The organism is Shewanella maritima (assembly GCF_004295345.1).
In the GTDB taxonomy this organism is placed as follows: domain Bacteria; phylum Pseudomonadota; class Gammaproteobacteria; order Enterobacterales; family Shewanellaceae; genus Shewanella; species Shewanella maritima.
Genome location: NZ_CP036200.1, coordinates 1009962 through 1034999, shown reverse-complemented (window position 1 = coordinate 1034999; position 25038 = coordinate 1009962). Strand labels below are relative to the sequence as shown.

Sequence of the window (25038 nt, the reverse complement as noted above, 5' to 3'; positions counted from 1 at the left end):
CGCCCTAGATACAGGCTGCACAAACTGAATTGGTCGATGTACAAGTTAGAGGTAAGTGATGAAAAAGTTAGTGGTTATTACAGGTGCAAGCTCAGGTATCGGTGAAAGCATTGCAAAACGTTTGAGCGATGAAGGGCATCCGCTACTACTGATTGCCCGTCGTGTTGAGCGTTTAACTGCGCTAAATTTACCAAATGCGCTTTGTGAAGCAGTTGATGTGACTGACAAACAAGCGTTTAGCGCTGCAGTGGCAAAAGCTGAGGCACAATTTGGCGCGGTAGATTGCTTAATTAACAATGCAGGCGTGATGTTGCTTGGGCAAATCGATACTCAAGATAGTGACGAGTGGCAGCGCATGTTTGATGTCAATGTCATGGGGTTATTGCACGGTATGCAAACTGTACTTAAGGATATGAAACTGCGTAAAACAGGCACAGTGATCAATATCAGCTCGATTGCTGGTCGCAAAACGTTTGCTAATCATGCCGCGTACTGTGGTACTAAGTTCGCCGTGCACGCTATTACTGAAACTGTTCGTGAAGAAGTCGCAGATAGCGATGTGCGTTTAACCACGATTTCTCCAGGTGCCGTTGAAACTGAGCTGTTGTCACATACAACATCAGATGAAATCAAAGCAGGTTACGATAGTTGGAAACAAGACATGGGCGGCGTATTAGCTGCTGATGATGTGGCGCGCGCGGTAAGTTTTGCCTATAGCCAACCACAGAACGTGTGTATTCGTGAGATTGCACTGGCACCAACACGTCAGCAGCCATAATTAGCTCTTAGTGTTAATTAGCGCGTTAATGGTAGAGTTTAAGTAGCGCGTTAATAGTAGAGTTAAGTAGCGTATAGATGGCAGTGTTGCGCCGCACTTAAACAAAAGGAAGCCAAGTGCTTCCTTTTGTATTTTTATAGCTTGTGAATCAATGCTTTTTTACAAGACTACTAAATTAGATAGCCATTACTGCCTAAAGCGCTTAACACAAAACTCGATAAAGGCACGCAGGCGCTTGGGTTGATATTTGTCTTTATGGTAAATGGCGTAAAAGGGGATGCTGTGGGTTTAAAGTATGCCAATTTGGCATAGGTACAATTGGGTCTCTGTCATCTTTATCTTGTAGTGCATGCCTAATACCTAAAGCGCTCAACACAAAACTCGATAAAGGCACGGAGGCGTTTTGGTTGATATTTGTCTTTATGATAAATAGCATAAAAGGGGACGCTGGCGATATGCCAATTGGGCATAATTGCGACGAGTTCACCTGACTGAATTTGTGCTCGGCAATACATTTCAGGCACGCGAATAATGCCGTTGCTTTTAAGCGCTGCGTTAACCAAAGTACGACCATTTTTACAGCGAAGTTTACCCGCAATATTGACTTCGTAATGAGGGCTAGTTTGCTGCTGCACAGACCCATTTTTGTCAGAGCCGTTTTTATCAGAGCCGTTTTTGTCAGTAGCCGTGTTGTTCAATTCTGTATTTGCTTCGCTTGCGCGATAGCGCCATTGAGTCACTGACCCTGTAATGCAACGGTGGTGTTTTAGTTCGCTTGGATGCTTTGGCTTGCCATACTTCGCTAAATAAGCTGGGCTGGCTAGGGTAAGCATATCTATTTGCATTAATTTACGGCCAACGAAACCTGCATCATCTAACTCACCCATACGAAATGCCAGATCAAACTCATCTTTAATCAGATCAATTCGATGGCTGCTAAAATCGAGCTCGATATCCACTTCAGGGTGTTGTAGCATAAAATCGCTAATCAGTTCAGTAACCACATCTTCCCCAATCGGACCGCCAACACAATTGATTGCGAGTTTGCCGCGAATGGCGTCATTGTCATCAATGGTGGCAAGTAGCGCCTGATCAAGTTGGTTTAATGCTGTTTGTGCCTGTTTTAGTAGCTGTTCACCTGCTTGGGTGATCTTTAAGCTGCGAGTGGTGCGGATCACCAGGGTGACACCCAGTTGCTTTTCAAGCGAGCTTAACTGACGTGACACATGGGAGCGCGAAACGGCCAGTATTTCAGCCGCTTTAGTGAGGTTACCTTGCTCGGCAATTAATACAAATGCCCTAAGGTCCGCGAGATTGATTTGATTGATCATAGGAGAATATTAGCGCGCTTTCGTTTTAGCCGCTGCACCTAGCTGTGGCCCATACTTGTGACGTTTATAGCGCCAGTATTACTAACGGTCACCCAAAAAGCTACCGTTAAAAGCAAGGTAGCTAGCTAACTAACAGAGTCACTAAATAACAAAGCCTCTAAATATGAGAGCCACCTTAGCAACAAGGCGGCTTTGTTATTTAGCGATGTTTAGCTTTACTCAAGCAAGTTTTGAATAGCGAAGCGCTAGGCTTACTTCATCATACCCGCGGTGTATTTTTCAATGAGATCTATGGTGTGATCTAGCAGGCACTGATCGCCAATGGCGCCATGGCCAGGCATGATGGTTTTTGCATCTTTGAATTTGTCTTTAAGATGGGCAATTGAGCTCGGCCATGCGTCGATATTGGCTTCACCCACATAACCTAAAGTGCGGCTGCGGATACTTTTTACTAGGCAGCCACCGTACAGGAATTTATGTTCAGGTAACCAGACGACTAGGTTGTCTTCGGTATGGCCTGCGCCAACATAGTGGACTTCGATTTTATTCTCTAGCATTGCAAAAAAGTCACCACTAAAGCTCTCGCTTGCCAGTGGCTGACCTGTTTTTTGTAGCAGCGCATTGGTCTTGTCAGACACATAAGTTGGCACGTTAATGCTATTTAAATAACCAACTCCACCTGTACGATCAGTATGGGAATGGGTCGAAATGCTAGCTGCTAAGGTTAAACCTTGCTTGTCTACCCAGGCGACCAGTTGCTTGGTGTCTTCTGCTGTCCACGGCGTATCGACCAAGTAGGCTTGTTTGCCATCCACATAAATCAATCCGTTTGACCCAACCATGCCAAAGTTTTGCGTTTGCACGTACGAGCTATGCATATACACGTTCTTGGTAATGCGATTAACACTGAACTTACCTTTTTTCAGTGCTGGCATTTTTGCGTGTTGCGAACTGGTTTTACATTGTGCCGCTTCGGCCGTCATATAGCCGGGTAAGGTTAGTGCGCTGGCGATTAAACCTGTTTTCAGCGCTTTTGATGAAGCGATGCGGGTAACAAGCTTGCTTACTTGATTCAATCTGTGTGGATGGCGGATTGACTTTTTCATCTTGCTCTCTGTGCTGTGTATCGCTATCAGTTCGTGACATAAACCTAGCTAAATAGCGGTGGCGTAAATGCCTTATTATGTTGTAATAACCGCGCGATTTTGCGTTGTAAAATAGCGTATTGCAAGGACTAAGCAATGGAATCGCTCCAAATATAGCAATTAGCTAATTTAGTTAACTTATTAATAATAATTGCTGCGATTTTTAGAGGGTGTGATACACAATACGGTTAAAAATATCAGCCAAACTTTCGTTGAAACTTCTCAGCAAATGTTGAACTAGCGACAAAAGCAATCATAGGTATTAAGCAAACTGCAGCTTTTGCCTGTATGGTAATAGCTGCACGATGCGCGAGGGATGAAAATGGCAAAACGGATAGTGATATGTGCTGATGGCACCTGGAATCGACCAGAAGAAGATCTAACTAAAGATCAAGCCAGTAATGTACTGCAGCTTGCCAGAGCGATAACGCCTGTGGCAAGTGATGGGGTCAATCAGCAAGTGTTTTACGACTGGGGCGTAGGTTCGTATTACGACAATGTGATTGGCGGTGCTACAGGTCGAGGGTTACATAAAAATATTGTCGACTGCTATCGCTATATAGTGCAGAACTATGAAGCTGGCGATCAAATCTATTTATTTGGCTTTAGCCGAGGTGCTTATACCGTGCGCTGTCTATGCGGGCTGATCAACAATTGCGGCATAGTAAAACGCGCTGATGCCAAACTGATCCAGCAAGCGTTTGACCACTATAAAACCCAGGCAAAGTCCTATGCACCAGATGGGGTAAAATCACAGCAATTTCGCGCGCATCACAGCCATCAGTCAAGGCAAATTCACTTTGTTGGGGTTTGGGATACCGTTGGCGCAATGGGAATACCTAGTTCACTGCTGGGTTTGTTTGAAGATAAAGACGAGTTTTACGATACCAAGATAGGTAGCAATGTGTCGATTGCCCGTCACGCTTTAGCCATTGACGAGCATAGACGTGATTTCGAGCCGACAATTTGGCAGGTACGTGATGGCGTAGACATGCAACAGGTGTGGTTTGTCGGTGCCCACAGCAATATTGGTGGTAGCTACTTGCCCGATAAAAATGGGCAAATGTTATCTGACAACGCACTTATTTGGATGCTGCAGCAGGCAACAGCCGCAAATTTACAGATTGAGGCCCATCTTACTGACAGACTCGCGCCTACGCCGATGGCAAGACTGCACAATTCAAGGCGCAGTTTTTATCGCATTAAACGTAAATTTTATCGCGAGCTGGACAACCAGGTTGCGCCAGTGCAGATCCACCGTTCAGTCAAACAGCGCTGGGACAATGACGAGAGCTATCGCCCTAAGAACTTACAATCTTATATCGATGACTTTGGTTGGCCCGATAATTTGGTAGACTAGCGCCAGATATAGCTGGGGATAAGGAATTGTTTTGTTAGTAAAAAAATCAAAGGCTGCGGCGGTATTGGGAGCAGAGTCATTTGGAGTCGGCTTAAAGGTAGCCTCTAAAGCGCGTCGCCTTTTAGGCTTTGCTGTGGCGTGTGGATTATCTGCTTCTGCAATGCTCATTACTTTGCAAGTACAAGCTGAGACTCGCCGCTCTGAAGCTAACAGCCAAGCTGAGACTAACCGCTCTGAAGCAAACAGCTTTGAAACACGCGTGAAACCTGCGAAAAAAATCATCGCTTTGTCACCGCACTCTGTCGAGCTGCTATACGCCATCGGCGCAGGAGATAAAATCCTTGGCACTACTGAACACGCTGATTACCCAGAAGCGGCTAAATCAATTCCGCGTATTGGCGGTTATCATGGTATTCAAATCGAGCGTGTGATTGAGATTGACCCAGATTTAATCGTGGTGTGGCAATCAGGCAACAAGCTTAATGATATTAATCAACTCATTGAGCTTGGTTTCCCTATCTACAACTCTAGTGCCAAAACCTTAGATGACGTTGCCAAGCACTTACGTGAATTGGGCGAGCTAACCGGTCATCGCTCTCAAGCTGAGCAAGCAGCTCGTGAGTATGAAACCGAGCTTGCAGCAATTCGTGCCCAGTACCAGGCGAAAGCGCCAGTAAAGGTGTTTTACCAGCTGTGGTCAAACCCACTGCGCACAGTTGCAAAGGGCAGTTGGATTGAGCAAATCATCAGCGCCTGTAATGGCGACAATATCTTTTATGATGCAGCGAGTGAATACCCGATAGTGAGCATTGAAAATGTGCTTTTAGGTGGCGCAGAGGTGATTTTGCAAAGTCAGGAAAAGGGTAACTACCTTGGTATTGAATGGAGCAAATGGCCAGAGTTACCAGCAGTGAGCAATAAGCACATTTATCAATTAGATGCCGACTTACTTCACCGCGCCGCGCCGCGAGCGGTTAAAGGCGTTCGCGCTATGTGTGAGGCGATTGATAAGGCGAGATAGCGACTTTGTTGAGTCAATCTCTAACCTAGTCATCGACCTAGTGTCCACCTAAGTTCGAATAAATAAACCTCACTTAACTCAAAAGTGTCCGCCGGACACTTTTTTTGTGTCCGTTCATAGATTATTAAGTGTCCGCGGACACTTTTAGTTTACCTATTAAATTCTAACTATCTGTTATGTAGTGTTTTATTCGTTATGGCACACTCTGTGCTGTATCTAGTCATTGAATATTGTTGCGGACAGCTCGATTGGGTTTAAGGACGACAGATGATTAAAGATACCAGTGCACAAGATACCGTTATCGCACCTACGTTAGGGCAAAAGCTAGGGCAGAAATTCCGCATACCTTTAGTTGCTGGTGGCGCTTTATTACTGGTTAGCGCTCTTGGCTTTGCCAGTTTCGACCGTGATACCAGCATTCGCTCGGTAGACAGTGAGCAACTCCGTTTCGCTACCGTGAGTCGCGGCACTCTGGTTCGTGATATTGCTGCGACGGGTAAAATTGTTGCGGCAAACGCGCCGATTTTGTACAGCACAGAGCAAGGGGTGGTAACCCTACTGAGTCAGCCTGGTGACACTGTCAGTGCCCAGCAAGTGGTCGCCACCATTGCCAGCCCTAAATTGCAAAGCCGTTTTGAGCAACAAAAATCGTTACTTGCCGCGATGCAAAGCGATTTAGAGCGCGCCAAGCTTGATGCAAGGCGTGAGCAGCTGCGCGTTAGTCAAGTGCTCGATATGGCCAAAGTGGATTTAGAAGCAGCAGATCGTGAAAGTCGCCGCGGCGATCAATTGATTGAAACCAGCCTAATTAGCCGCATCGACTTTGAAAAAGGCAAAGATGATCTGCATAAAGCTAAGCTGCTGCATAAGCATGCGTTGCAAGAAGTTGACCTGATGCGCGATACCTTAGCCTTTGAGTTAAAAAACCGCGCTTTAGAAGTTGACCGTCAAGCGTTAGTGGTCAATGAGCTAGCAAGACAAATTGAAGCGCTGAATATCAAGGCACCTGTTGACGGCATAATCGGTAACTGGTTAGTCGAGCAAAAAGCGCGTATTGGTGCTAGCCAATCATTGCTAACGGTTGTGGATTTAAGCGCCTTTGAAGCTGAGTTAGCTGTGCCTGAATCTTACGCTGATGACCTCGGAATAGGCATGGATGTTGAGCTGAGCTTTGGTCATATCAAGGTGATAGGTCAGCTGGCATCTATTTCTCCTGAAGTGCGCAATCGTGAAGTGGTTGCCAGAGTGCGCTTCACCCCAACCGATGAATTATCTCTTAGACAAAATCAACGACTTTCTGCCCGTGTATTGCTAGAGCATCGCCCAGATGTGCTGATGGTAAAACGTGGCGACTTTTTAAATCATGGCGGCGCAAGTGCCTTTGTGGTGAATGATGATGTCGCTTCGCTAGCGGAAGTGACGCTAGGCGCGCGCAGCATGAGCCATGTTGAAGTTATCGCAGGTGCTAATGAGGGCGATGTTTGGGTGGTATCAGGTACTGAAGAGTTTGGTCGCGATAAACAAATTCAACTGCGCTAGTACACCTAGCACCTAGCACCTAGCAATAAGACAAAGATTCAAGGAAGTGGAGTCAGAGATGAAACAAGTTAGCAGACACACAAGCAAATCAAAGCAGTTATTAGGTTTTATCGCCCTTGCAGTACTGGCGCTGGCGATTAGTTATCGACTAGAGCAAGGCATCGACTGGTTACTGGTGAGTTTTCAAATTATTGATGCCACCGGGCAATTCACCACTTCAATGCAAATGCCAGCAGTGCCAGATACACCGATTATCAGTATTTCAGGCGAGGCGTTACGAATTAACGCAGCAGAGCTTATGCGGCTGATATTGGATTGGCTGTTTTAACCGTTAGCAACATTGATAAACAACAGAATTAGATTACAAGGACATCACCATGTTAACCATGACCAACATCAGCAAGGTATTTAAAACGGATTTAGTGGAAACCCATGCGCTGCGCGACTTTAGTTTACAAGTTAACGAGGGCGAGTTTGTTGCGGTAACTGGCCCGTCAGGCTCAGGTAAAACTACGTTCTTGAACATAGCAGGCTTACTAGAAGGTTTTAGCTCAGGTGAGTATTTACTTGATGGCGTCAATGTATCGAACCTATCGGATAATCATAGCGCTAAAGTACGTAACGAAAAGATTGGCTTTATCTTTCAAGGCTTTAACCTAATTCCTGATTTAAACCTAGCTGAGAACGTTGAAGTGCCATTGCGCTATCGTGGCATCAATGCCAAAGAGCGCCAACGCCGTGTGACTGAGGCGTTGGAGAAGGTGGGGTTAGCATCGAGAATGAAGCACCTGCCAACTCAGCTTTCTGGTGGTCAGCAGCAACGCGTAGCTATTGCGCGTGCACTTGCAGGTGAGCCTAGATTCTTACTTGCCGATGAGCCAACCGGTAATTTAGATAGCTTAATGGCGCGTCAGGTGATGGAGCTGCTTGAAGATATTAATCAGTCTGGTACTACCATCATTATGGTGACCCATGATGTTGAGCTTGCTCGCCGCGCGCAACGCAATATTCAAATTGTCGACGGTCAGGTGTGTGATTTTACTCAGTATCAAAAGCCGCAGCAGATGATGCAAGAGCTGCAACAAGTCGCCAATAGTGGTCAGTAAGCGGAGGTCATTATGTTTATTTATTATTGTGTTCTGGCCTGGCGTAGCATTAAAAAAACGCCTATTTTGTCGCTGCTAATGGTGCTTGCTATCTCGATTGGTATTGGTATAACCATCACTACACTCAATGTTTACAAGACCATGTCTTACAACCCCGCGGGCGATCGGAGTGAGCAAATTAACTCGATTCAGCTTTGGACGCAAGGGCTAGATACCTGGGATGAGTTTAGTTCAAACATCACCTATACCGATGCTATGAATCTGCGCAATAACCAGGATATTCCCTTAAAAGCTGCATCCTTTCGTACAGGCTTGGCTATTCAATCCGAAAACACAGACATCAAGCCTGAGCTTAACAGCGTGCGTATGACCGACCGTGACTTTTTCGACATCTTTGAGGTGGAGTTCTTGTACGGTGATAAATGGGCGACCGAGGTGGACGAGCAGGGCGGCTATCAAGTGGTTATCAGTGAGCAGCTTAATCAAACCTTCTTTAATGGTGCTAATAGTGTTGGGCAAACGGTGTTTTTGGACCGCAAGCCGTTTCAAATAGCTGGGGTAATAAAAGAATGGAATCCGCAGCCTAAGTATTTTGACCCACTTAATGGCCCTTTTAATGATGCCGAACAAATCTTTATTCCATTTTCGTTAGTCGCAGAGCAAGAGTTTGCTGTTTGGGGCAACACCAGTGGTTGGAAGTTTGAGCCTATGCTCAACCATCAAGACAGGCTCAACTCTGAAAAGGTGTGGATTCAATTTTGGACATTTTTAGATACTAAAGAAGATAAAGCGCAACTGCAGCAATGGCTAACCCAATATGTCACCGAGCAAAGGCAAATGGGGCGTTATACTGACACAGCCAAGCAAGTGACTGAATTAGCTCAAGTAAGCGATGTAGATAAGTGGTTAGAGGATAACAATGTGGTTCCTCGTGACAGCAAGATTTTGGTTGGGCTAAGCGCGCTGTTTTTAAGTGTGTGTTTAGTGAACATTCTTGGGTTACTGCTAACTAAATTCCTAAAACGTGCACCAGAGGTAGGAGTACGCCGAGCCATTGGCGCCAGTCAGGGGCAAATATTCGCCCAGTATATGGTTGAAGTGGGCGTGATTGGCTTTATCGGTGGTGTCGTTGGTCTGCTTTGGGCGTGGGGCGCACTATCAATCTTACATGGTGAGTTTGGCATGGACGCCGCGGTAACAGGCCTTGATGCCAGTATGTGGATTATCACGCCAGCTATCGCTATTTCGACAGCCGTGCTTGCGGGCGTCTATCCAGCCTGGGTGGTGTGTCGAACCAAACCGAGCGTGTACTTAAAAGCGCAGTGATCTATTTTGCACAAAGCAACTTAGCCAAAAACTAGTGGCAAGAAGCAACTTAGTAAAAACTAGTTCGCAAGAAGCTACTTCGCGAGAGTCTTAAGCAAGGACCAAACCATGTTACATATTAAACCTATCGTATCGAGCTTATTACGCAGCAAAAGCGGCCCAATACTGCTGTTATTACAGATTATTTTGTCGGTAGCGATTGTTGCCAATGCTAGCTTTATTATCCACGAGCGCCTGTCGTTAATGGCACGCGACTCAGGCGTGGTTGAAGAGCAAATTGTACGTTTTAACGTGTATAGCTTTGAGCCAACAATTGACCATGTGCAGCAAAACGTCATTGATCAGCAAATTATTCGAGACCTGCCAAATGTGATGGCTGTAAGTTCAACCAATATGATGCCTGTGAGCGGCAGTGGTTGGATGGACCGCTACGTAGACGGCCCTAATCCAGATACCGCTAAAAGCATGCCTGGTTTTGCTTTGTATTTAGGTAATCAGCATCTACTTGATGTATTTGGCGCAGAGTTAGCCGACGGACGTAATTTCCGCCCAGATGAGATTAATACTCGCTTGGATGACACAGGCATGAAAGCCATGGTGTCACAAGCTTTGGCAACTGAGTTTTGGGGAGATGAGTCTCCAGTTGGCAAAATTATGTATCAAGGCGACCAAACTATTGAGATCATCGGTGTTATCAAGCAATTGCAAGGTGCCTGGGTTGATCACCGCCATTTTGAGTACAGCGTCATTCAAAACATCGACTTTGGTGGCAGCTCGCAAAACAAAACCTATGCAGTACGTTTATTGCCTGAGCATATGGAAGATTTTGAGCAGCAGGTAACTGAAGCGCTACTTGCCGAAAACCCAAACCGAGTGATTAACGATTTCGATACCCTAAGCGATATTAAGCAGCTTACCTACAATAATCACCGCTTAATGGCGTGGCTATTAAGTACTATGGTTGTGCTTTTATTACTGATCACTGCTTTAGGTTTAACCGGTATGGTGATGTTTAATATTCAGCGCCGCACTAAGCAAATTGGTACTCGCCGTGCGTTAGGTGCAAGCAAAATGGATATCATTAAGCACTTTATGGTGGAGAACTACCTGATTTGTATCGCTGGCGGTGTTATTGGAGGCTTGCTAGCGCTGCAGCTTGGTGAGCAGCTAATGAAGCTGTACTCGCTGCCTATGTTACCTAGTAAGTACCCAATTGCTGCAGTGGTTGGATTGCTATTAGTTACAACGCTCGCGGTTATCTTCCCAGCCTTTAGGGCTGCTAATATCGCGCCTGCCACTGCAACCAGAACGGTATAACAGCTTTGAGTGGATTCAATTGCAAACTCGAAAAATGCTAGTAAATAAGATAGCTTAGCAAGACTAAGTCGCTAGATTACGAAGCAGAGCTACCTTTTGACTGCATGGCGGCAAGAGTTTTAAATAAGCAACACAAGGATATTTTACTGTTTTTTATGGATAGCATTTTAATCGTCGATGACAATCAGGCTATTTGCAGCGCGCTTTCGCTTATGCTGGAAATCCACGGCTATAAAACGCTAGTTTGTCATACTCCAGAGGATGCGATAAAGCTGGTTGCCGAGCAGGATATAAGCTTGGTTATTCAGGACATGAACTTTAGCCGTGACACCACCTCCGGCGAGGAAGGCAAGCGCTTGTTCTATACCTTGCGTGAGCAGCAAGCTCAGTTGCCTATCATCTTAATGACCGCCTGGACCCAATTAGAAACCGCCGTTGAGCTAGTTAAAGCTGGCGCGGCAGATTATATGGGCAAGCCTTGGGATGATGCTAAGTTGCTTACTAGCATTAATAACCTACTATCGATATATCATCTCTCTAAACAAAATCAGCAGCTGAGTCGAGTTGACTCAGAGCGCATGCAGGCGATTAGTCAGGCAAATTTGTGCGGCATCGTATTCGGTAGCGGCGCCATGCAACGCTCAATCGATTTAGCGCTGCAAGTGGCAAAATCTGATGTGTCAGTGATGATCACTGGGCCTAATGGCGCGGGTAAAGACAAACTCGCTGACATCATTCAGGCAAATTCACTGCTGCATGACAAACCCTTCATTAAGGTAAATATTGGCGCTTTGCCAGTCGATTTATTAGAGGCCGAGTTATTTGGTGCTGAAGCTGGTGCATTTACAGGCGCGACTAAAGTTAGGATTGGGCGATTTGAAGCGGCAGATGGCGGCACCTTGTTTCTTGATGAAATCGGTAATCTGCCGTTATCTGGGCAAATCAAACTATTAAGAGTGCTACAAACGGGAGAATTTGAACGTTTGGGTAGCCATCAAACGCGCAAAGTAAACGTGCGAGTGATTAGCGCAACCAATGCCGATCTTGCACAAGATATCAATAATGGCAGCTTCCGCGAGGATTTGTTTTATCGCCTCAATGTGATTGAGTTAGCGCTCGCGCCGTTAAGTCAGCGTGTGGATGATATTTTGCCGCTGGCTCAGCACTTTGTCGGCCAAGGTTATCGCTTTGATAAGCAAGCGCAGCAAGCCATGCTAGCTCATGCTTGGTCAGGTAATGTACGTGAACTTGAGAATGTATGTAAGCGTGCAGTGTTGCTAGCGCAATCTGATTTAATTGGTGTTGCCGATTTAGGTCTTGAACGCTTTGAGTCGAGGCCTGAACAGCATCTCGAGCAAACGGCTCAGCTGGCACAAGCTTCACAGCTTGATATCGCTCAATCAGTTAACTCTACCTCACCGGTAAGCAACAATATCAGTGAACCAGAAAAAGTCAGCCCAGAGCTAAATAAAAGCGCCAGCCCTGAGCCAAGTAAGAGTGATATCGAAACCGCGCTAGCTGAGCATAATGGCGTGATCGCCCGAGTGGCAAAGTCACTCGGCTTGAGCCGTCAGGCTTTATATCGCCGTATGGAGAAGTACGCCCTTTCTAGTAAAAAATAAGTGATCACAATGAGCGCGACAACCGATAAACCTGCGGCAAAATCAACTCCGAAAATGACACCCCGAGGCTTGCTTAGCCTCAGATATAAACTGGTACTTGGCAGCATGCTAAGCTGCGCTATTGCCGGTACAGTCGTGTGGCTATGTTGGCATTACTTAGCGCTTGATTCAGTTGTTTCAGCCGTGCTGCTTGGGCTTGGGGTGTGCTTTTTATTAGTCATGTGGCTTACCCGTAAACTTGATGCCAGCTTGCAATCACTAGAGATTGGTTTGCTTAACCTTAAAGACAACGAATTTAGCGCAGCATTGCACACCTATGGCGAGCCACAGCTTGATGCGATTGCAAAGCTTTATAATCAGGCCGCTGCTAAGATGCGCGATGAGCGGCAATATATTTATCAGCGTGAATTAATGCTCGATAAAGTCATTCAAAACTCTCCCAATGTAATGATGCTGGTGGATGATCATCAGCGAATTTTATACGCCAATGACGCCGCGCGGCATTTATTTAATAAAGGCATTCGCATTGAGGGTATGGCGTTAACAGAGCTAATAGCCGATTTACCTCAAGGGCTGCGTCAGGCATTGGCGAGCGAGCAAGAAGGCTTGTTTGCGGTACATGCTGACGATGTTGGTGAAGTTGAAAATAGTGATGTTGATACAGATAACCTTAATGAAGCAGAACTTGAGCGCTGGCATATCTCCCGTGGTAGCTTTAATCAGAATAACCAGCAGCACCACCTCATTTTACTTAAACAGCTCACCAAGGAATTAAATCGGCAAGAAGTGGCTGTGTGGAAGAAGGTTATTCGCATTATCAGCCATGAGCTTAACAACTCGGTGGCGCCGATCGCATCTATGGTTAATTCAGGGCGCCTGCTAACTAAAGATCAGCAAAACAGTAAGTTGCAGTTAATATTCGATACTATCGAGAGCCGCACCTCGCACCTAAGTCAGTTTATTTCTCATTACGCTCAGTTTGCTAAGTTGCCGCTGCCAGATAGAAAGGTAGTGGATTGGACAGGTTTGGTTGCGCAGCTACAACAGCAATATCGTTTTCGTTTATTAAGGCCGATTGTGCCAGAGCTTTTAGTTCCTGATGCGTCAAACAATGTGCATCAGTCTCAAGTCGGGCAAGATGCTAACGTGTATCAGCAGGTGTTGTTAGACAGTGTGCAGCTTGAACAGGTATTGATTAACCTACTTAAAAACGCCCATGAATCTGGCTCAAACCCAGATGAAATCACGCTAGATATTCGCTACCTTGCCCAGCCAATGCAAGGGGTATTGATTACCCTTGATGATGCAGGCTCAGGGATGCCGAGTGAAGTATTAGCCCAAGCCTTGTTACCGTTTTATTCGACTAAACAATCAGGTACAGGTATTGGCTTGCCATTGTGCCGCGAGATAGTTGAAGCTCACGGCGGACATATCAGTATGAAAAATCGCGCAGAAGGTGGCTTGAGTGTCAGCCTATGGCTGCCAGTTGATGTGAGTTGAAGTGTCTCTACTATGGTTTAAGTACATTAGTTTTGGTGTAGGCAAGTTTTTGTTTGGTAGTTGTATCTACCACCCGCATCCAAACATATATCAACTTGAATAAAGCCGTACACTTTAATTGCAACTATAAACATTGAACCCCAAAAAACTAAACCTGCAATTATGACTACAAATCCATCAGGGTTTATGTTTTTTGAGAAAGGGCGACAAATAAAATAGCCAGTGCCTTTCAGTAAAAATTCCAACAACACTTCGTTTAGAATACGAAATAGGAACCTGAATACACCTGTGAATATTTCGGCAACTGTTTCTACTGCCATACCTTGACATCACTCCATTGACGCATAGCCGTGCCTAATTAAAATTTATGAACATCAAGTTCAAGCTCCACCTTTCACGTATCTCCACACATGGGAATGCTCTAGGTCGCTTGTGTTGGCAATAGTTGCGTTGACATTTAAAGCCGTTGAAAACATGGATGTTTTCGTCGAGCTCACAGGATGTGCTTGCTGCGAGCTTTAAATGTCATTGCAACGCGGGCTTACAGTTTGGCTAAGCTGGAGCGCGGTGAGTGTTATAGGTAAATCACCTCTAGAGAAATCAGCATAGCGTCATCATCATCTGAGGCGAATTCCGCTCTAACCTCGTAGTCGTCATGGGTAACCATCAAGTTTTCAGCCCATACTTCTGCATTGGTTGGATACTGTCTCATCATCTCTTCTTTCGTTGCCGGAATATTGGCTTGTCTTAAGAAGTTCATAAAGTCCTGATCAGTTTCAACAGGGTAGTTAATACTCTCTGTGAGTCTGACTTGAGTGATCTCATGGTCGTCATGTTTCACTTGTAGGTACTTAGATAGCACCTCCCAGCTGCCGTCTTGAGAGTAGTTAATGATATTAGGTACGTAGCTAACGACAATATCTTCTAACTTTAAATCAGGCGCATTAAAGTTAGGCAATAGCAAATCATCAAGCAAAGTTTCATCAATTTGCGAGTAAATGATGTCACCTATATCTTGGTAGTAGTCGCGCGAGTGGAAGGTAAAGCCACTTAGTAGCACCTCTGGCTCGGTAGTGTTGTATGACGAGAACTCAGCAAAGTCGAGTTTCAGCAAGTTCTTTTGGTTCGATACAGTGAACTCGGTTTTAGACTGCTGTTTTAGATAGTTCAGCTTGCGGCGCACGTTAGGAACATCGTCCCTAAAGCCTGCTTTGTCATCGATTAGCCAGTTATTATCAAAGTCTTGATCGTACAAGATGATATTACGGCCAGTGTAGTTCAACAGTGAGCGTTCGCGGTAAGTGACTTTTTGCACTTTATCGTTTTCAAAAATCACCCATAAGTCGCGGCCATATAACCAAGCTTTAGTATCTCGGCCAAGGGTGAACTCTGCGCTAGCAGGTCCTAGTAGGTTACGAACGTATTTGGCTGAGTTGTTAATGTTGACGCCATAAGCGCCAGATAGTGTCACGTTTGAGCCTGAATTACGGTCAGCTTTAGCGGCTATCTTAGCTAACTCCAATTCGCTCAAAAGCTCTGACTTAAAGTTCCTTACGCCTGTATATCTAGGGGTGCTAGATGCGCGAGCTGCAGGCTTTGGCGCAGGCTTAGCTTTAGGCTGCGGCGAAGTTTGAGCTTGGGCTACACGGGTTTCAGGAATTGAAATACTGGCAGGCGACTTTTTCTTTGGCGTGCTAATTGAGCTTGGATTGGTGCGCTCAAAGGTAATCGGTCTGCGGCTTAGTTGATTATATGCGGTGCGAATCCCCGACAAGCTGCGGTCTTCATCACAATAGTCAATCAGATCTGCCGTGATGATCAGCTTATTGGTTTGAATTAGGTTGGTAATAATGACTGCATCAACGCGTTTATCTTTGGCGATAGTCCGCACCTGATGAAAACTGCTTTCAATCAATTTGTTCTTAGGAATATCCGCAAGTTGTTTCTCAACATAAATACCATCAATAACATTCGGGGAACAGCTTGGTAAATACTCAAGAATTGGCGGAAGTGATTTTGCAGATACAGGCAGACTGAAAAGTAGCACAGTTGCCGCTAGCAGTTTTTTCATTGTCGGGCGCATCCTTATTATTGTTTTTGGACGCAGGCGAGTAACAGTTAATTTTGAGCTTTAGTCATACATATTTGTTAGTACAACAGACAAAATGCTGATGTTACTTAGGTCATTAAAGCCAGCGCATCCATACTTTAGTATTGTTTTTAGGAGCTATTGAGCTCAAGCTTTAAGTTAACAAAGATTTAACAACAGTGTCAAAGGTCGTTTACAATAATTGCGAAGGATATTTGTATTTTACTGTTTGAAATTAATCACTAGAGAGTATATTCGCGTATACATGGAAGAGTGACTCGGCTCAATTGTAACAAGCTTGATGTTAATATTTTGTATCCTGCCTGACTTTGCAGGCGTATTTAAAACACAAGTTTAAGATGTAGATAGTCCGATTTGATGACTTTGGTTTAGCTTGCTACTAGCACTACTAATTATTGGATATAAAAAATCATACTAAAGCAGTAGGTTTCTGCTATGCGAGCGTTTAGCAGGTGAATACCTTAGTAGCCTAGCTGGGCGAGAACATGAACATTTCGCGCGTTTTTTTATGAGATTAATGAGCTTTGAGTAAGCAAGCCTCTTTAGCAGGGATGCTAAAGCGGAGCCATCAGGGATGATTTAACGGCGTCTTGCGCAATCAAAGTTCGTTAATCCTTAGTACATGGCAGATGATTAATCACTCATGCGCTTGCCCTAAGAACCCTAGCTTGCTAGGTGTTAACACCCTGCGAAGCTGATTGAATACACAAAAATAAGGAAATGTGATGACAACAATACTGGTTTGCCTGCTAATTGCGATGATACTGCCTTACCTGGCTAAAGCGCCGGTTGCCAAAGCCATGGCTGATTTACAAGGTTATGATAATGAGCACCCAAGATTACAGCAGGCAAAGTTAACTGGGTTTGGCGCAAGAGCATTAGCTGCACACAAGAATGCGTTTGAATCGCTAATTCTGTTTGCCATTGCCTGTTTGGTTGTGCTCGCGACCGACAAAGTTAATGACACTGCAGCAACGCTGGCAGTTGTTCACATTGTGGCTCGCTGTGTGTATCACATTTTCTATTTGGCAGGGAAAGGGACATTGCGCTCCCTATCATGGTTTGTAGCCATTGGCAGCGCAATTGGGATTTTTTGTCAGGCGTTTTAGCGAGTCTTGTAAAAAATAGTAGCTTGTTGCAAGCTTTAGACTTTAGCTAGCTGTTCACGGACAAATTCAATACATGCTTCACTGAGTTCACGTTTAGAAAGATATTGTTTTTGCTGGTCAACTTGTAAGGTAAAACCGACTTCAGACTCAGTGTGGCTGGTGATTTGTTGCCAGCTGAGTTTGTGGTTAATAAAATCTGAATAGCTATGAATGCCTTGTTCATCAATGGTAAGGGTTAACGGGTTGCCAGCTGCTTTACTCATCATTTGACGCCACAGCCACCAGGTACGTTTAAACTTGATGCTAAACACCTCAACCACCGCTAGACCGATAAAGAAGTAACCCAGGTAATAGGTGTTTTGTACTAACTCATCACTGGCGAGGCTGGCGAATACTGTGATCAGTAATAAGCCTGCAATTGCAAAGCCTATGGCTTTATAAAACGGCTTTTTGCCAGTCGGTATACTCGCGGTTTGGTCATAGCATTCGGCAAAATAGGTTTTATCTAGGGTGTAGCGGGCTTGGAAATGTGCTTGGCTCACTGTGGCTCTCTATCAATCTATGGCGACTGAGGCGTATTGTCGCATATCCAAGAGCACGGGCAAAATTTGCCCTAAGCTTAACTCACCTCTGGTACAGTTTTGTAACAGCATAGGCGCAGCCCAAGCACGGAAAAGTGCAGAACTAGCACAGTCCAAGATTAAATTTCAAATTCGCCTACAGCTGCCTGCTCATCATTAATTCTATTAATCAGCAAGTTAGATAATGCCTGTTGCTCTCTCTGGTCAAGCTGCTGCCCTTGGTTGTTGGACACCAAAAACACGTTATCTGCGCGCTCACCCACGCTACTAATGGTCGCTGAGTGAATATTCAGGTCTAATTCTCTAAAGGCGCTGGCGACTTTATCCATAAACTCGTGAGTGTCGAGTGCAGATACGCTTATCAGGCTGCGGGTTGAGTGGCGCGAATACAGGAACTCAACGTTTGGCTGGTTATCGAAACTTTGATGTTGGCGTGATAAACGTTGCTTAGGCGGTTTGGCGTTATTGTCGAGCACGCTTTTAAGCTTGTTGATAATTAGCTCGCGGCGAGACTGACTGTCGATTGGCTTTTCATCAAAGTCGAGAATTTTGAATGACTCAACCACATAACCATCTTTCGTGCGCGAGATCTGCGCTTGTTTCACCGATATCTTCAATGCCGATAAGGTTTTGAATAACTTAACAAATAAACCTGCTCTATCTTGAGTGTACACAAACACATCGCTGCAGCCCTTAACCACTGTGTCATCGATGACAATCAAGGTGTCAAACGGGTTATCGGCATTTGGCAACGTGGCTTTGTGAGCGACTAATGCTTTGGAATAACGGGCGATGTCGTCTGCTTCGGCATGGCTGAAAAACGAAATAGGTAATTGCTTCCAAACTTCTTTGACGGCCTGTGCGCCATTATCGTCTAGCTGCATTAAACCAAGGGCTTCTTGCTTATGCTCTCTGACAATGGTGCGCAGTTGCAATACATTTTCGCCGCCGCTTCTCAGTACATTGCGAGTGGCGAAATACAAGTCGCGAATTAACGCTGCTTTCCAGTCATTCCATAAATCGACATTAGTGGCCTGAATATCGGCAATCGTCAGGCAGTAAAGCGCATCCAGCCGTGTTTGGGTACCGACTTGTTTAGCAAAACGCTGCACCACGTCAGGGTCGTAAATATCCATGCGCTGAGAGGTAACCGACATTAACAAGTGCTGCTCAACAAGCCAGCTGACCAACTGCTGCTGCGATTGTTTTAATCCGTGATAACGGGCAAAGTGCAGCGCATCAACAGCGCCTAATTCGCTGTGATCGCCGCCGCGACCTTTGGCCAGGTCGTGAAATAAGGCACCAAACAACAAGCTCGATTTGTTCGACATCTTTTGATAAATCTCACTTGCTAGGCGTGTAGCTGAATCAACCGCACCATCTTGTTTGGTGTGCGCATATTTAAGTACGTTTTGCACCACTTTGTGGGTGTGTTCATCGACCGTGTAGGCGTGGAAAAGGTCAAACTGCATTTGGCCCACAATTTGTCGCCATTGAGGTAAATAGGACGACAAAATACCGTGTTGATGCATTAAGGTGAGCGCTAAACCTAGGCCGCGATGATTGTTAAATATGGCGACAAATTTTTCACGGCATGCCTGAAAGTCTTGCAAATCGGCCATTAAGCGGCGGCGAACCTGCCTAAGTAATCGCAGAGTTTCAGGGGTAATACCAACAATTTGTTCATGGTGCTCAGCAATAAGTTCAAACAAAGCCAGAATTTGCGTGCGGTCAATAAATACATCGTCATGGCGCACGTGAATATGATTGTCGACTATCTCGAATTGCTCGTTGAGCACCTGTGGTTCAGTATGGTTTTTTGGCAAAATCGCGCGCTCAAAATATGCCATAAGCAGCTGATTAAGCTCGCGGATGCGCTTCATCACTCTAAATAGCTGGCGCATCATTTTTTCAATGGCGATATTGCCGCCTTCACCTAAGGATGAGCCTTCACCAAAGCCCATCATTTTGGCGACATCAGCCTGATATTGCAGTAATAACCGGTTTTCACTACGCCCAGCAACTTGATGCAAAGCAAAGCGCACTCTAAATAAAATGTTCTGACACTCAATTAATTCGGCGTATTCGTCATTACTGAAAAAGCCCTGACTACGCACACCATGCATATCGGCGGCGTTGAAGTGTTTGCGTGAAATCCAGGTCAGAGTTTGAATATCACGAATGCCGCCAGGACTATTTTTAAGGTTGGGTTCAATGCTATAAGCTGTGCCACCCGCTTTTTGGTGGCGCAATTGCTGTTCTTGCTTTTTTGCTGAAAAGAAACTTTGGCTGCTCCAAAGCTTGTCGGCATACATGGCTTGTAGCACTTGTTGCTCGTGATCGCTATTGCCGCAAATATGGCGGATTTCTAAATGGCTGGTCGCAATGGTGATGTCATTTTTACAGGCGCTGAAGGTATCATTTAGTGAACGAACGCCATGACCTAGGTCCAGATTTAAGTCCCATAACGCGGTAAGAAATGCGCCGGCTTTGTCGCCGTCTTCTGCAGTTAACGCATTGCTATGGATGATGCAGATATCGATGTCTGAATAAGGGTGCAGTGTTTTGCGGCCATACCCGCCGACAGCATTGAGCGATAGGTTGTTTGAATCAAAACCTTGTTGCTGCCAAAGCAATGTAAGTAGCTGGTCAAAAAACTCGGCGCGTTTTAGTAGCGTTTCGTTAATTGAATAATCTAAAATGCACGCATGAAGCTGCTCATCGAGTGCTTTTATCGCATGTTTTAGCTCGCTGATGGTCATATCTGCGCGTAGCTGAGCGGCTTCTGGTAACGAAAACATATCTGTTGTATCAACCCCAATTTTTCTGCAAACACTTTGACTTGAATAATTATGCATAGATTTACAATTTGTTTACAACCTAAAATGTATAACTTAGATGAGTTTTGCATACGTATGGTTGAGGATTCAGTGAATGGCTAAGCGAGGCAGACTCGATAGTTTTGTCGCCAAAAAGCTGCAAGTCTCAAAAAAAGCGGTGCGTAATCTGCTGATTGAAAAACAATTATGGGTTGATGGTGAATTAGCCACTGGGCTTGATCAGCAAATCGATGAGTTTAGTCATATCGTGTGTGCTAGTGAGGTGTTGCAACAATTTACCCGGCGCTACTATTTACTGCATAAACCCGTTGGTGTGGTGAGCGCGACTACAGATGATATTCACCCCACCGCGCTTAGTTTACTGGCGCTACAACAAAGTGAACAAGCAATGCTACATATCGCAGGTCGGCTCGACCTGAACTCTACTGGCGCACTTATCATAACCAATGATGCCAAATGGTCAGATGCATTAATGGCGCCCGAGCGCAAAGTCGCCAAAGAGTATCTGGTCACCTTAGGTAATCCAATTGATGCTAGCTATATTCAGCCCTTTTTAGATGGCATGTATTTCGGCTATGAAGACATTACCACCAAGCCCGCTGAGCTTGAGATAGTGTCAGATTATCAAGCTAAAGTGACACTGCATGAAGGTAAGTATCATCAAATTAAGCGCATGTTTGGCCGCTTTCGTAACCCTGTGGTCGCGCTGCATCGCACTGCTATTGGCGAAATAAAACTGGCAGATTTGCCGCTAGGTGAGTATCGCGAGCTAACCCAGGCCGAGGTTGACTCGGTTAAGCGTTAATAGCTTTAAGGGGTTGTGCGATGTTATGGCTGCCACTCATGCGCCTCATTGAAGCAAGCCTCATTGACGCAAGTCTCAAGGGCAGCAAAGCCATTCGTCTTAAGCGGTGTAATCCAGCTTTTACATATTCTCTGAGTCTAGTATTAGCCCCGTTACTTCTTGAAACAATGTCTGCCTGACACTCAGGCGAATCTTTGCTAACGTGAGGGCACTTTAGTAACCCTTTCAAAGGCATATAACAATGAAACTACGCCAATCTGTTTTGAGTTGCTTGCTCGCACTCGGCACATTATCAAGCGCAGCTGTTGCGGTAGAGGCTGTCGCTGCAGAGAATAGTCAAAAAGGCTACTACCGTGCGCCAGCACTGCATGACACGACTGTAGTCTTTACCGCCGAAGGTGATTTGTGGAAGGCAAGCATTAACGCACAATCTGCCACACGCTTAACCACTCAAGTCACTGAAGAAATAGATGCCAGTATTTCCCATGATGGCCAATGGGTGGCTTACACCGCAGATTATGACGGCGTAAAAGAAGCTTATGTGATGCCTATTGCTGGCGGCGTTGCCAAGCGAGTTACGTTTGAGAATAGCCGAGTCACAGTGCAAGGTTGGACCGCAGACGGCAAGCTATTATATGCAACTGACCATGCTTTTACCCCAGCTAATTCATGGGCGCTTAAAATTGTCGACCCATCCGATTTAACCGTTACTGATATCCCGTTAGCTGACGCCGTTGAAGGCAGCCTTGACGATAAAGGCGAGTACATTTATTTCACTCAATTCGGCCTGCAATTAAGTACCGACAATGCCAAGGTGTATCGCGGCGGCGCTAAAGGTGATATTTGGCGCTTTAAGCTTGGCAGCAAACAAGAGGCTGAAAAGCTAACTGGCGAGCATATCGGTACTGTGCGTCAACCAATGTACTGGAATGAAAGGGTTTACTTTATCTCTGACGCCTCAGGTAATGACAACATCTGGTCGATGAGTCAGCGCGGTGGCGACTTTAAGCAGCACACTCAATTTGCAGACTGGCAAGTACGTGATGCCCAGCTAAATAATGGTCGCGTAGTATTCCAACAAGGCGCCGACATCAAATTATTCGACCTAGCCTCTCAGCAGTTAATCAATCTAGATATCGGCTTAACCTCTGATTTTAGCGATCGCCGCGCCAAGTGGGTCAATAACCCAATGGATTACGCCACTTCAATCAACTTTGCAGGAGAGGGCGATAAAGTAGCCATTACTGCCCGCAGCCACATCGCCATAACCAGTAACGAGTCAGGCCGCTTAGTTCAAGTGAGTGCGCCGCAAGATAGCCGTTTGCGTAATGGTGTGTTATCGAAAAACGGTGACTATGTTTATGCCATTAGCGATGCCTCGGGCGAGCAAGAAATTTGGCGCTTTGCGGCAGATGGTAGCAGCGATGCCAAACAATTAACCAAAGATGGCAACACCTTACGCACCGGGCTACACCTGTCGCCAAATGGAAAGCTTATTGCTCATGAAGATTACCAGGGTAACGTGTGGTTGCTTGATTTAAGTGACAACAAAAACAAGAAGATCATCACTAACGGTGAAGGTCTTGGCGAATACCAAGATATTGTTTGGTCGCACGATAATCGCTATTTAGCACTGACCAAATCAGAAGTGGGCAAACAGCGCTCGCAAGTGGTGTTGTACTCTATATCTGATAACAAAGAAGTGCCATTAACCACAGATAAATATGAATCCTTCTCGCCGAGCTTTAGCCAGGACGGTCAATGGCTGTACTTCTTATCTAACCGCGAGTTTAATGCTAATCCAACATCCCCTTGGGGTGACAGAAACATGGGGCCAATGTTCGATAAGCGCACCCAAGTGTTTGCTATTGCCCTCGATCCAAAAGCTAAGTTCCCGTTTGCTAAAGCCACTGAGCTAACAAAAGCTAACGCAGAAAAGAAAGATGATAAAGATGACAAGCAAGCCAAGGTTAAAGTTGATTGGAACGACATCAACACCCGCTTATGGCAAGTACCTGTCGATGCCGGTAACTACTCAAGCCTTAGCGCTGCCAAGGGTAAGCTTTACCTGCTAGAACATCAGGCTGAATCAGCCAATCTGTTAGTGGTTAAGTTCAGCAATCGCGGGGTGAAAGCAGAAACCTTCAGTGAAGATGTGGCCGACTACCAATTGTCGAATGACGCTGACAAATTAATGCTGACCCGTGCATCTAACCCAAGTGATATTCTGATTGTTGATGCTGGTGATAAACTGCCGGGCGACACTGCAGATGCTAAAGTGAATGTTAGCGATTGGCAGCTAAGCATTTCGCCAAAACTTGAGTGGCGACAAATGTTTGAAGATGCTTGGTTAATGCATCGCGACTCTTTCTATGACGCTAATATGCGTGGTCTGGACTGGGCTAAGACCAAGCAAAAATATCAGCCGTTACTCGATAGATTGACCGATCGTAACGAGCTTAATGACATCTTTGAGCAAATGATGGGCGAGCTTGATTCATTGCACTCGCAAGTGCGCGGTGGTGATATCGCTAAAGATCCTAATCGCCCACAAGCTGCAGCGCTAGGGGCGAAATTTGCCAATGTTAAAGGTGGTGTAAAGGTTGAGCATATTTACCAAACCGATCCTGAGCAGCCAAGTCATGCCGCGCCTTTAGCCCGCGTAGGTGTTGATGTTCAAAATGGTGACGTGATCACCGCAATGAATGGCCTAAGCGTAGCGAACATTGCCGAGCTGACTAAGATGCTAAGCAATCAAGTTGGTAAGCAAGTGCTGTTAACCCTTAAACGTGGTCGCAGTGAGCATCAAACTGTAGTTGAGCCGTATTCATCGCGCGATGATTTATATATGCGTTATCACGATTGGGTATTCCAAAATGCTGAAAAAGTGACTGAGGAATCCAAAGGTGAGTTTGGCTACTTGCATCTTTATTCCATGGTGTCTAACGACATCGAGAGCTTTGCTCGTGAGTTTTACACTCACTATGACAAGCCGGGTTTGATTATCGATGTTCGCCGTAACCGCGGCGGTAACATTGATAGCTGGATTATCGAGAAGTTATTGCGCCGTAGCTGGATGTTTTGGCAGCCAACTCGTGGCAGTAGCTGGGGCAACATGCAGCAAACCTTCCGAGGGCACCTGGTCGTGTTAACCGACCAAATGACCTATTCAGATGGCGAGACCTTCTCGGCAGGTATTAAATCACTGGGTTTAGCACCATTGATTGGTAAGCAAACTGCGGGTGCAGGTGTGTGGTTATCAGGCCGTAATGCAGTAACTGATAATGGTATGGCGCGTGTCGCTGAGTACCCACAATACTCGCTTGATGGCACTTGGGTAGTTGAAGGTCATGGTGTTGAGCCTGACATTGAAGTCGATAACCTGCCTTATGCGACATACCAAGGCGGCGATGCGCAGCTTGATGCGGCAATTCAATACCTTAAAGATGAAGTGCAAAAGCAGCCAATCTTGCCGTTTGAAGCCAAACCTATGCCAGTAAACGGCCCTGCGGCAGATGTTAAGCTAATTAAACAGTAAGCCTGCATAT

General features: G+C 45.5%; 19 protein-coding genes. 13 read left to right on the top strand and 6 right to left on the bottom strand.

Going from position 1 to position 25038, the window contains the following annotated elements:
* Positions 1 to 58 precede the first annotated feature (58 nt).
* A complete protein-coding gene (locus tag EXU30_RS04360; RefSeq protein WP_130597991.1) occupies positions 59 to 778 on the top strand; it encodes an SDR family oxidoreductase in 720 nt (239 codons plus the stop codon).
* A gap of 353 nt (positions 779 to 1131) precedes the next feature.
* Here the strand turns inward: EXU30_RS04360 and EXU30_RS04350 are convergent, their stop codons facing one another.
* Complete coding sequence (locus tag EXU30_RS04350; RefSeq protein ID WP_130597990.1) at positions 1132 to 2109, bottom strand: LysR family transcriptional regulator; 978 nt, start codon at positions 2107 to 2109, stop codon at positions 1132 to 1134.
* Positions 2110 to 2360: 251 nt separating this feature from the next.
* Complete coding sequence (gene bla / locus EXU30_RS04345; protein WP_130597989.1) at positions 2361 to 3215, bottom strand: subclass B1 metallo-beta-lactamase; 855 nt, start codon at positions 3213 to 3215, stop codon at positions 2361 to 2363.
* A 361-nt stretch (positions 3216 to 3576) separates the two neighbouring features.
* Between bla and EXU30_RS04340 the strand changes: the two genes are divergently transcribed.
* The 9 genes from EXU30_RS04340 to EXU30_RS04300 all read left to right on the top strand — a co-directional run bounded on the left by EXU30_RS04340 (position 3577) and on the right by EXU30_RS04300 (position 14045).
* A complete protein-coding gene (locus EXU30_RS04340; protein WP_130597988.1) occupies positions 3577 to 4614 on the top strand; it encodes a DUF2235 domain-containing protein in 1038 nt (345 codons plus the stop codon).
* 31 nt (positions 4615 to 4645) lie between these two features.
* Positions 4646 to 5635, top strand: coding sequence for a cobalamin-binding protein (locus tag EXU30_RS04335; RefSeq protein WP_341274640.1), 990 nt, complete (start codon positions 4646 to 4648; stop codon positions 5633 to 5635).
* A 267-nt stretch (positions 5636 to 5902) separates the two neighbouring features.
* Positions 5903 to 7174, top strand: coding sequence for an efflux RND transporter periplasmic adaptor subunit (locus EXU30_RS04330; RefSeq protein WP_130597987.1), 1272 nt, complete (start codon positions 5903 to 5905; stop codon positions 7172 to 7174).
* A 58-nt stretch (positions 7175 to 7232) separates the two neighbouring features.
* Positions 7233 to 7502: a hypothetical protein gene (locus tag EXU30_RS04325; RefSeq protein WP_130597986.1), complete on the top strand. Its 270-nt coding sequence runs from the start codon at positions 7233 to 7235 to the stop codon at positions 7500 to 7502.
* A gap of 49 nt (positions 7503 to 7551) precedes the next feature.
* Positions 7552 to 8280, top strand: coding sequence for an ABC transporter ATP-binding protein (locus tag EXU30_RS04320; protein WP_130597985.1), 729 nt, complete (start codon positions 7552 to 7554; stop codon positions 8278 to 8280).
* A 12-nt stretch (positions 8281 to 8292) separates the two neighbouring features.
* On the top strand, positions 8293 to 9606 hold the full coding sequence (locus EXU30_RS04315; protein ID WP_130597984.1) for an ABC transporter permease: 1314 nt from the start codon (positions 8293 to 8295) through the stop codon (positions 9604 to 9606).
* Positions 9607 to 9714: 108 nt separating this feature from the next.
* Entirely contained in the window at positions 9715 to 10923 is a 1209-nt protein-coding gene (locus EXU30_RS04310) for an ABC transporter permease (RefSeq protein ID WP_130597983.1), read from the top strand.
* 155 nt (positions 10924 to 11078) lie between these two features.
* Positions 11079 to 12545 carry a sigma-54-dependent transcriptional regulator gene (locus EXU30_RS04305; protein ID WP_130597982.1) on the top strand — a complete coding sequence of 489 codons (1467 nt, stop codon included), beginning with the start codon at positions 11079 to 11081 and terminating at the stop codon, positions 12543 to 12545.
* Between the two features lie 105 nt (positions 12546 to 12650).
* Positions 12651 to 14045, top strand: a complete 1395-nt coding sequence (locus tag EXU30_RS04300; RefSeq protein WP_423213374.1) for a sensor histidine kinase — start codon at positions 12651 to 12653, stop codon at positions 14043 to 14045.
* Positions 14046 to 14071: 26 nt separating this feature from the next.
* Here the strand turns inward: EXU30_RS04300 and EXU30_RS04295 are convergent, their stop codons facing one another.
* A complete protein-coding gene (locus EXU30_RS04295) occupies positions 14072 to 14365 on the bottom strand; it encodes a hypothetical protein (RefSeq protein ID WP_130597981.1) in 294 nt (97 codons plus the stop codon).
* A gap of 254 nt (positions 14366 to 14619) precedes the next feature.
* A complete protein-coding gene (locus EXU30_RS04290; RefSeq protein WP_130597980.1) occupies positions 14620 to 16116 on the bottom strand; it encodes a hypothetical protein in 1497 nt (498 codons plus the stop codon).
* A gap of 764 nt (positions 16117 to 16880) precedes the next feature.
* On the opposite strand from EXU30_RS04290, the gene EXU30_RS04285 reads away from it, so the two are divergent.
* Complete coding sequence (locus EXU30_RS04285; RefSeq protein ID WP_130597979.1) at positions 16881 to 17264, top strand: MAPEG family protein; 384 nt, start codon at positions 16881 to 16883, stop codon at positions 17262 to 17264.
* A 35-nt stretch (positions 17265 to 17299) separates the two neighbouring features.
* On the opposite strand, the gene EXU30_RS04280 is transcribed toward EXU30_RS04285, so the two are convergent.
* Both EXU30_RS04280 and glnD read right to left on the bottom strand, forming a co-directional pair.
* Entirely contained in the window at positions 17300 to 17806 is a 507-nt protein-coding gene (locus EXU30_RS04280; protein ID WP_130597978.1) for a YcxB family protein, read from the bottom strand.
* Between the two features lie 158 nt (positions 17807 to 17964).
* The gene (gene glnD / locus EXU30_RS04275) at positions 17965 to 20646 is read right to left on the bottom strand and encodes a [protein-PII] uridylyltransferase (RefSeq protein ID WP_130597977.1); all 2682 of its coding nucleotides are present in this window, start codon (positions 20644 to 20646) and stop codon (positions 17965 to 17967) included.
* A gap of 133 nt (positions 20647 to 20779) precedes the next feature.
* Between glnD and EXU30_RS04270 the strand changes: the two genes are divergently transcribed.
* Complete coding sequence (locus tag EXU30_RS04270) at positions 20780 to 21490, top strand: 16S rRNA pseudouridine(516) synthase (RefSeq protein ID WP_130597976.1); 711 nt, start codon at positions 20780 to 20782, stop codon at positions 21488 to 21490.
* A gap of 241 nt (positions 21491 to 21731) precedes the next feature.
* Entirely contained in the window at positions 21732 to 25028 is a 3297-nt protein-coding gene (locus EXU30_RS04265; protein WP_130597975.1) for a S41 family peptidase, read from the top strand.
* The last annotated feature ends 10 nt before the right edge of the window (positions 25029 to 25038 follow it).

Excerpts from the sequence above, each read along its gene's own strand:
- EXU30_RS04360 (WP_130597991.1), top strand. The coding sequence starts at position 59 with ATGAAAAAGTTAGTGGTTATTACAGGTGCAAGCTCAGGTATCGGTGAA.
- EXU30_RS04350 (WP_130597990.1), bottom strand. The coding sequence starts at position 2,109 with ATGATCAATCAAATCAATCTCGCGGACCTTAGGGCATTTGTATTAATT.
- bla (WP_130597989.1), bottom strand. The coding sequence starts at position 3,215 with ATGAAAAAGTCAATCCGCCATCCACACAGATTGAATCAAGTAAGCAAG.
- EXU30_RS04340 (WP_130597988.1), top strand. The coding sequence starts at position 3,577 with ATGGCAAAACGGATAGTGATATGTGCTGATGGCACCTGGAATCGACCA.
- EXU30_RS04330 (WP_130597987.1), top strand. The coding sequence starts at position 5,903 with ATGATTAAAGATACCAGTGCACAAGATACCGTTATCGCACCTACGTTA.
- EXU30_RS04325 (WP_130597986.1), top strand. The coding sequence starts at position 7,233 with ATGAAACAAGTTAGCAGACACACAAGCAAATCAAAGCAGTTATTAGGT.
- EXU30_RS04320 (WP_130597985.1), top strand. The coding sequence starts at position 7,552 with ATGTTAACCATGACCAACATCAGCAAGGTATTTAAAACGGATTTAGTG.
- EXU30_RS04315 (WP_130597984.1), top strand. The coding sequence starts at position 8,293 with ATGTTTATTTATTATTGTGTTCTGGCCTGGCGTAGCATTAAAAAAACG.
- EXU30_RS04310 (WP_130597983.1), top strand. The coding sequence starts at position 9,715 with ATGTTACATATTAAACCTATCGTATCGAGCTTATTACGCAGCAAAAGC.
- EXU30_RS04305 (WP_130597982.1), top strand. The coding sequence starts at position 11,079 with ATGGATAGCATTTTAATCGTCGATGACAATCAGGCTATTTGCAGCGCG.
- EXU30_RS04300 (WP_423213374.1), top strand. The coding sequence starts at position 12,651 with ATGCTAAGCTGCGCTATTGCCGGTACAGTCGTGTGGCTATGTTGGCAT.
- EXU30_RS04295 (WP_130597981.1), bottom strand. The coding sequence starts at position 14,365 with ATGGCAGTAGAAACAGTTGCCGAAATATTCACAGGTGTATTCAGGTTC.
- EXU30_RS04290 (WP_130597980.1), bottom strand. The coding sequence starts at position 16,116 with ATGAAAAAACTGCTAGCGGCAACTGTGCTACTTTTCAGTCTGCCTGTA.
- EXU30_RS04285 (WP_130597979.1), top strand. The coding sequence starts at position 16,881 with ATGACAACAATACTGGTTTGCCTGCTAATTGCGATGATACTGCCTTAC.
- glnD (WP_130597977.1), bottom strand. The coding sequence starts at position 20,646 with ATGTTTTCGTTACCAGAAGCCGCTCAGCTACGCGCAGATATGACCATC.
- EXU30_RS04270 (WP_130597976.1), top strand. The coding sequence starts at position 20,780 with ATGGCTAAGCGAGGCAGACTCGATAGTTTTGTCGCCAAAAAGCTGCAA.
- EXU30_RS04265 (WP_130597975.1), top strand. The coding sequence starts at position 21,732 with ATGAAACTACGCCAATCTGTTTTGAGTTGCTTGCTCGCACTCGGCACA.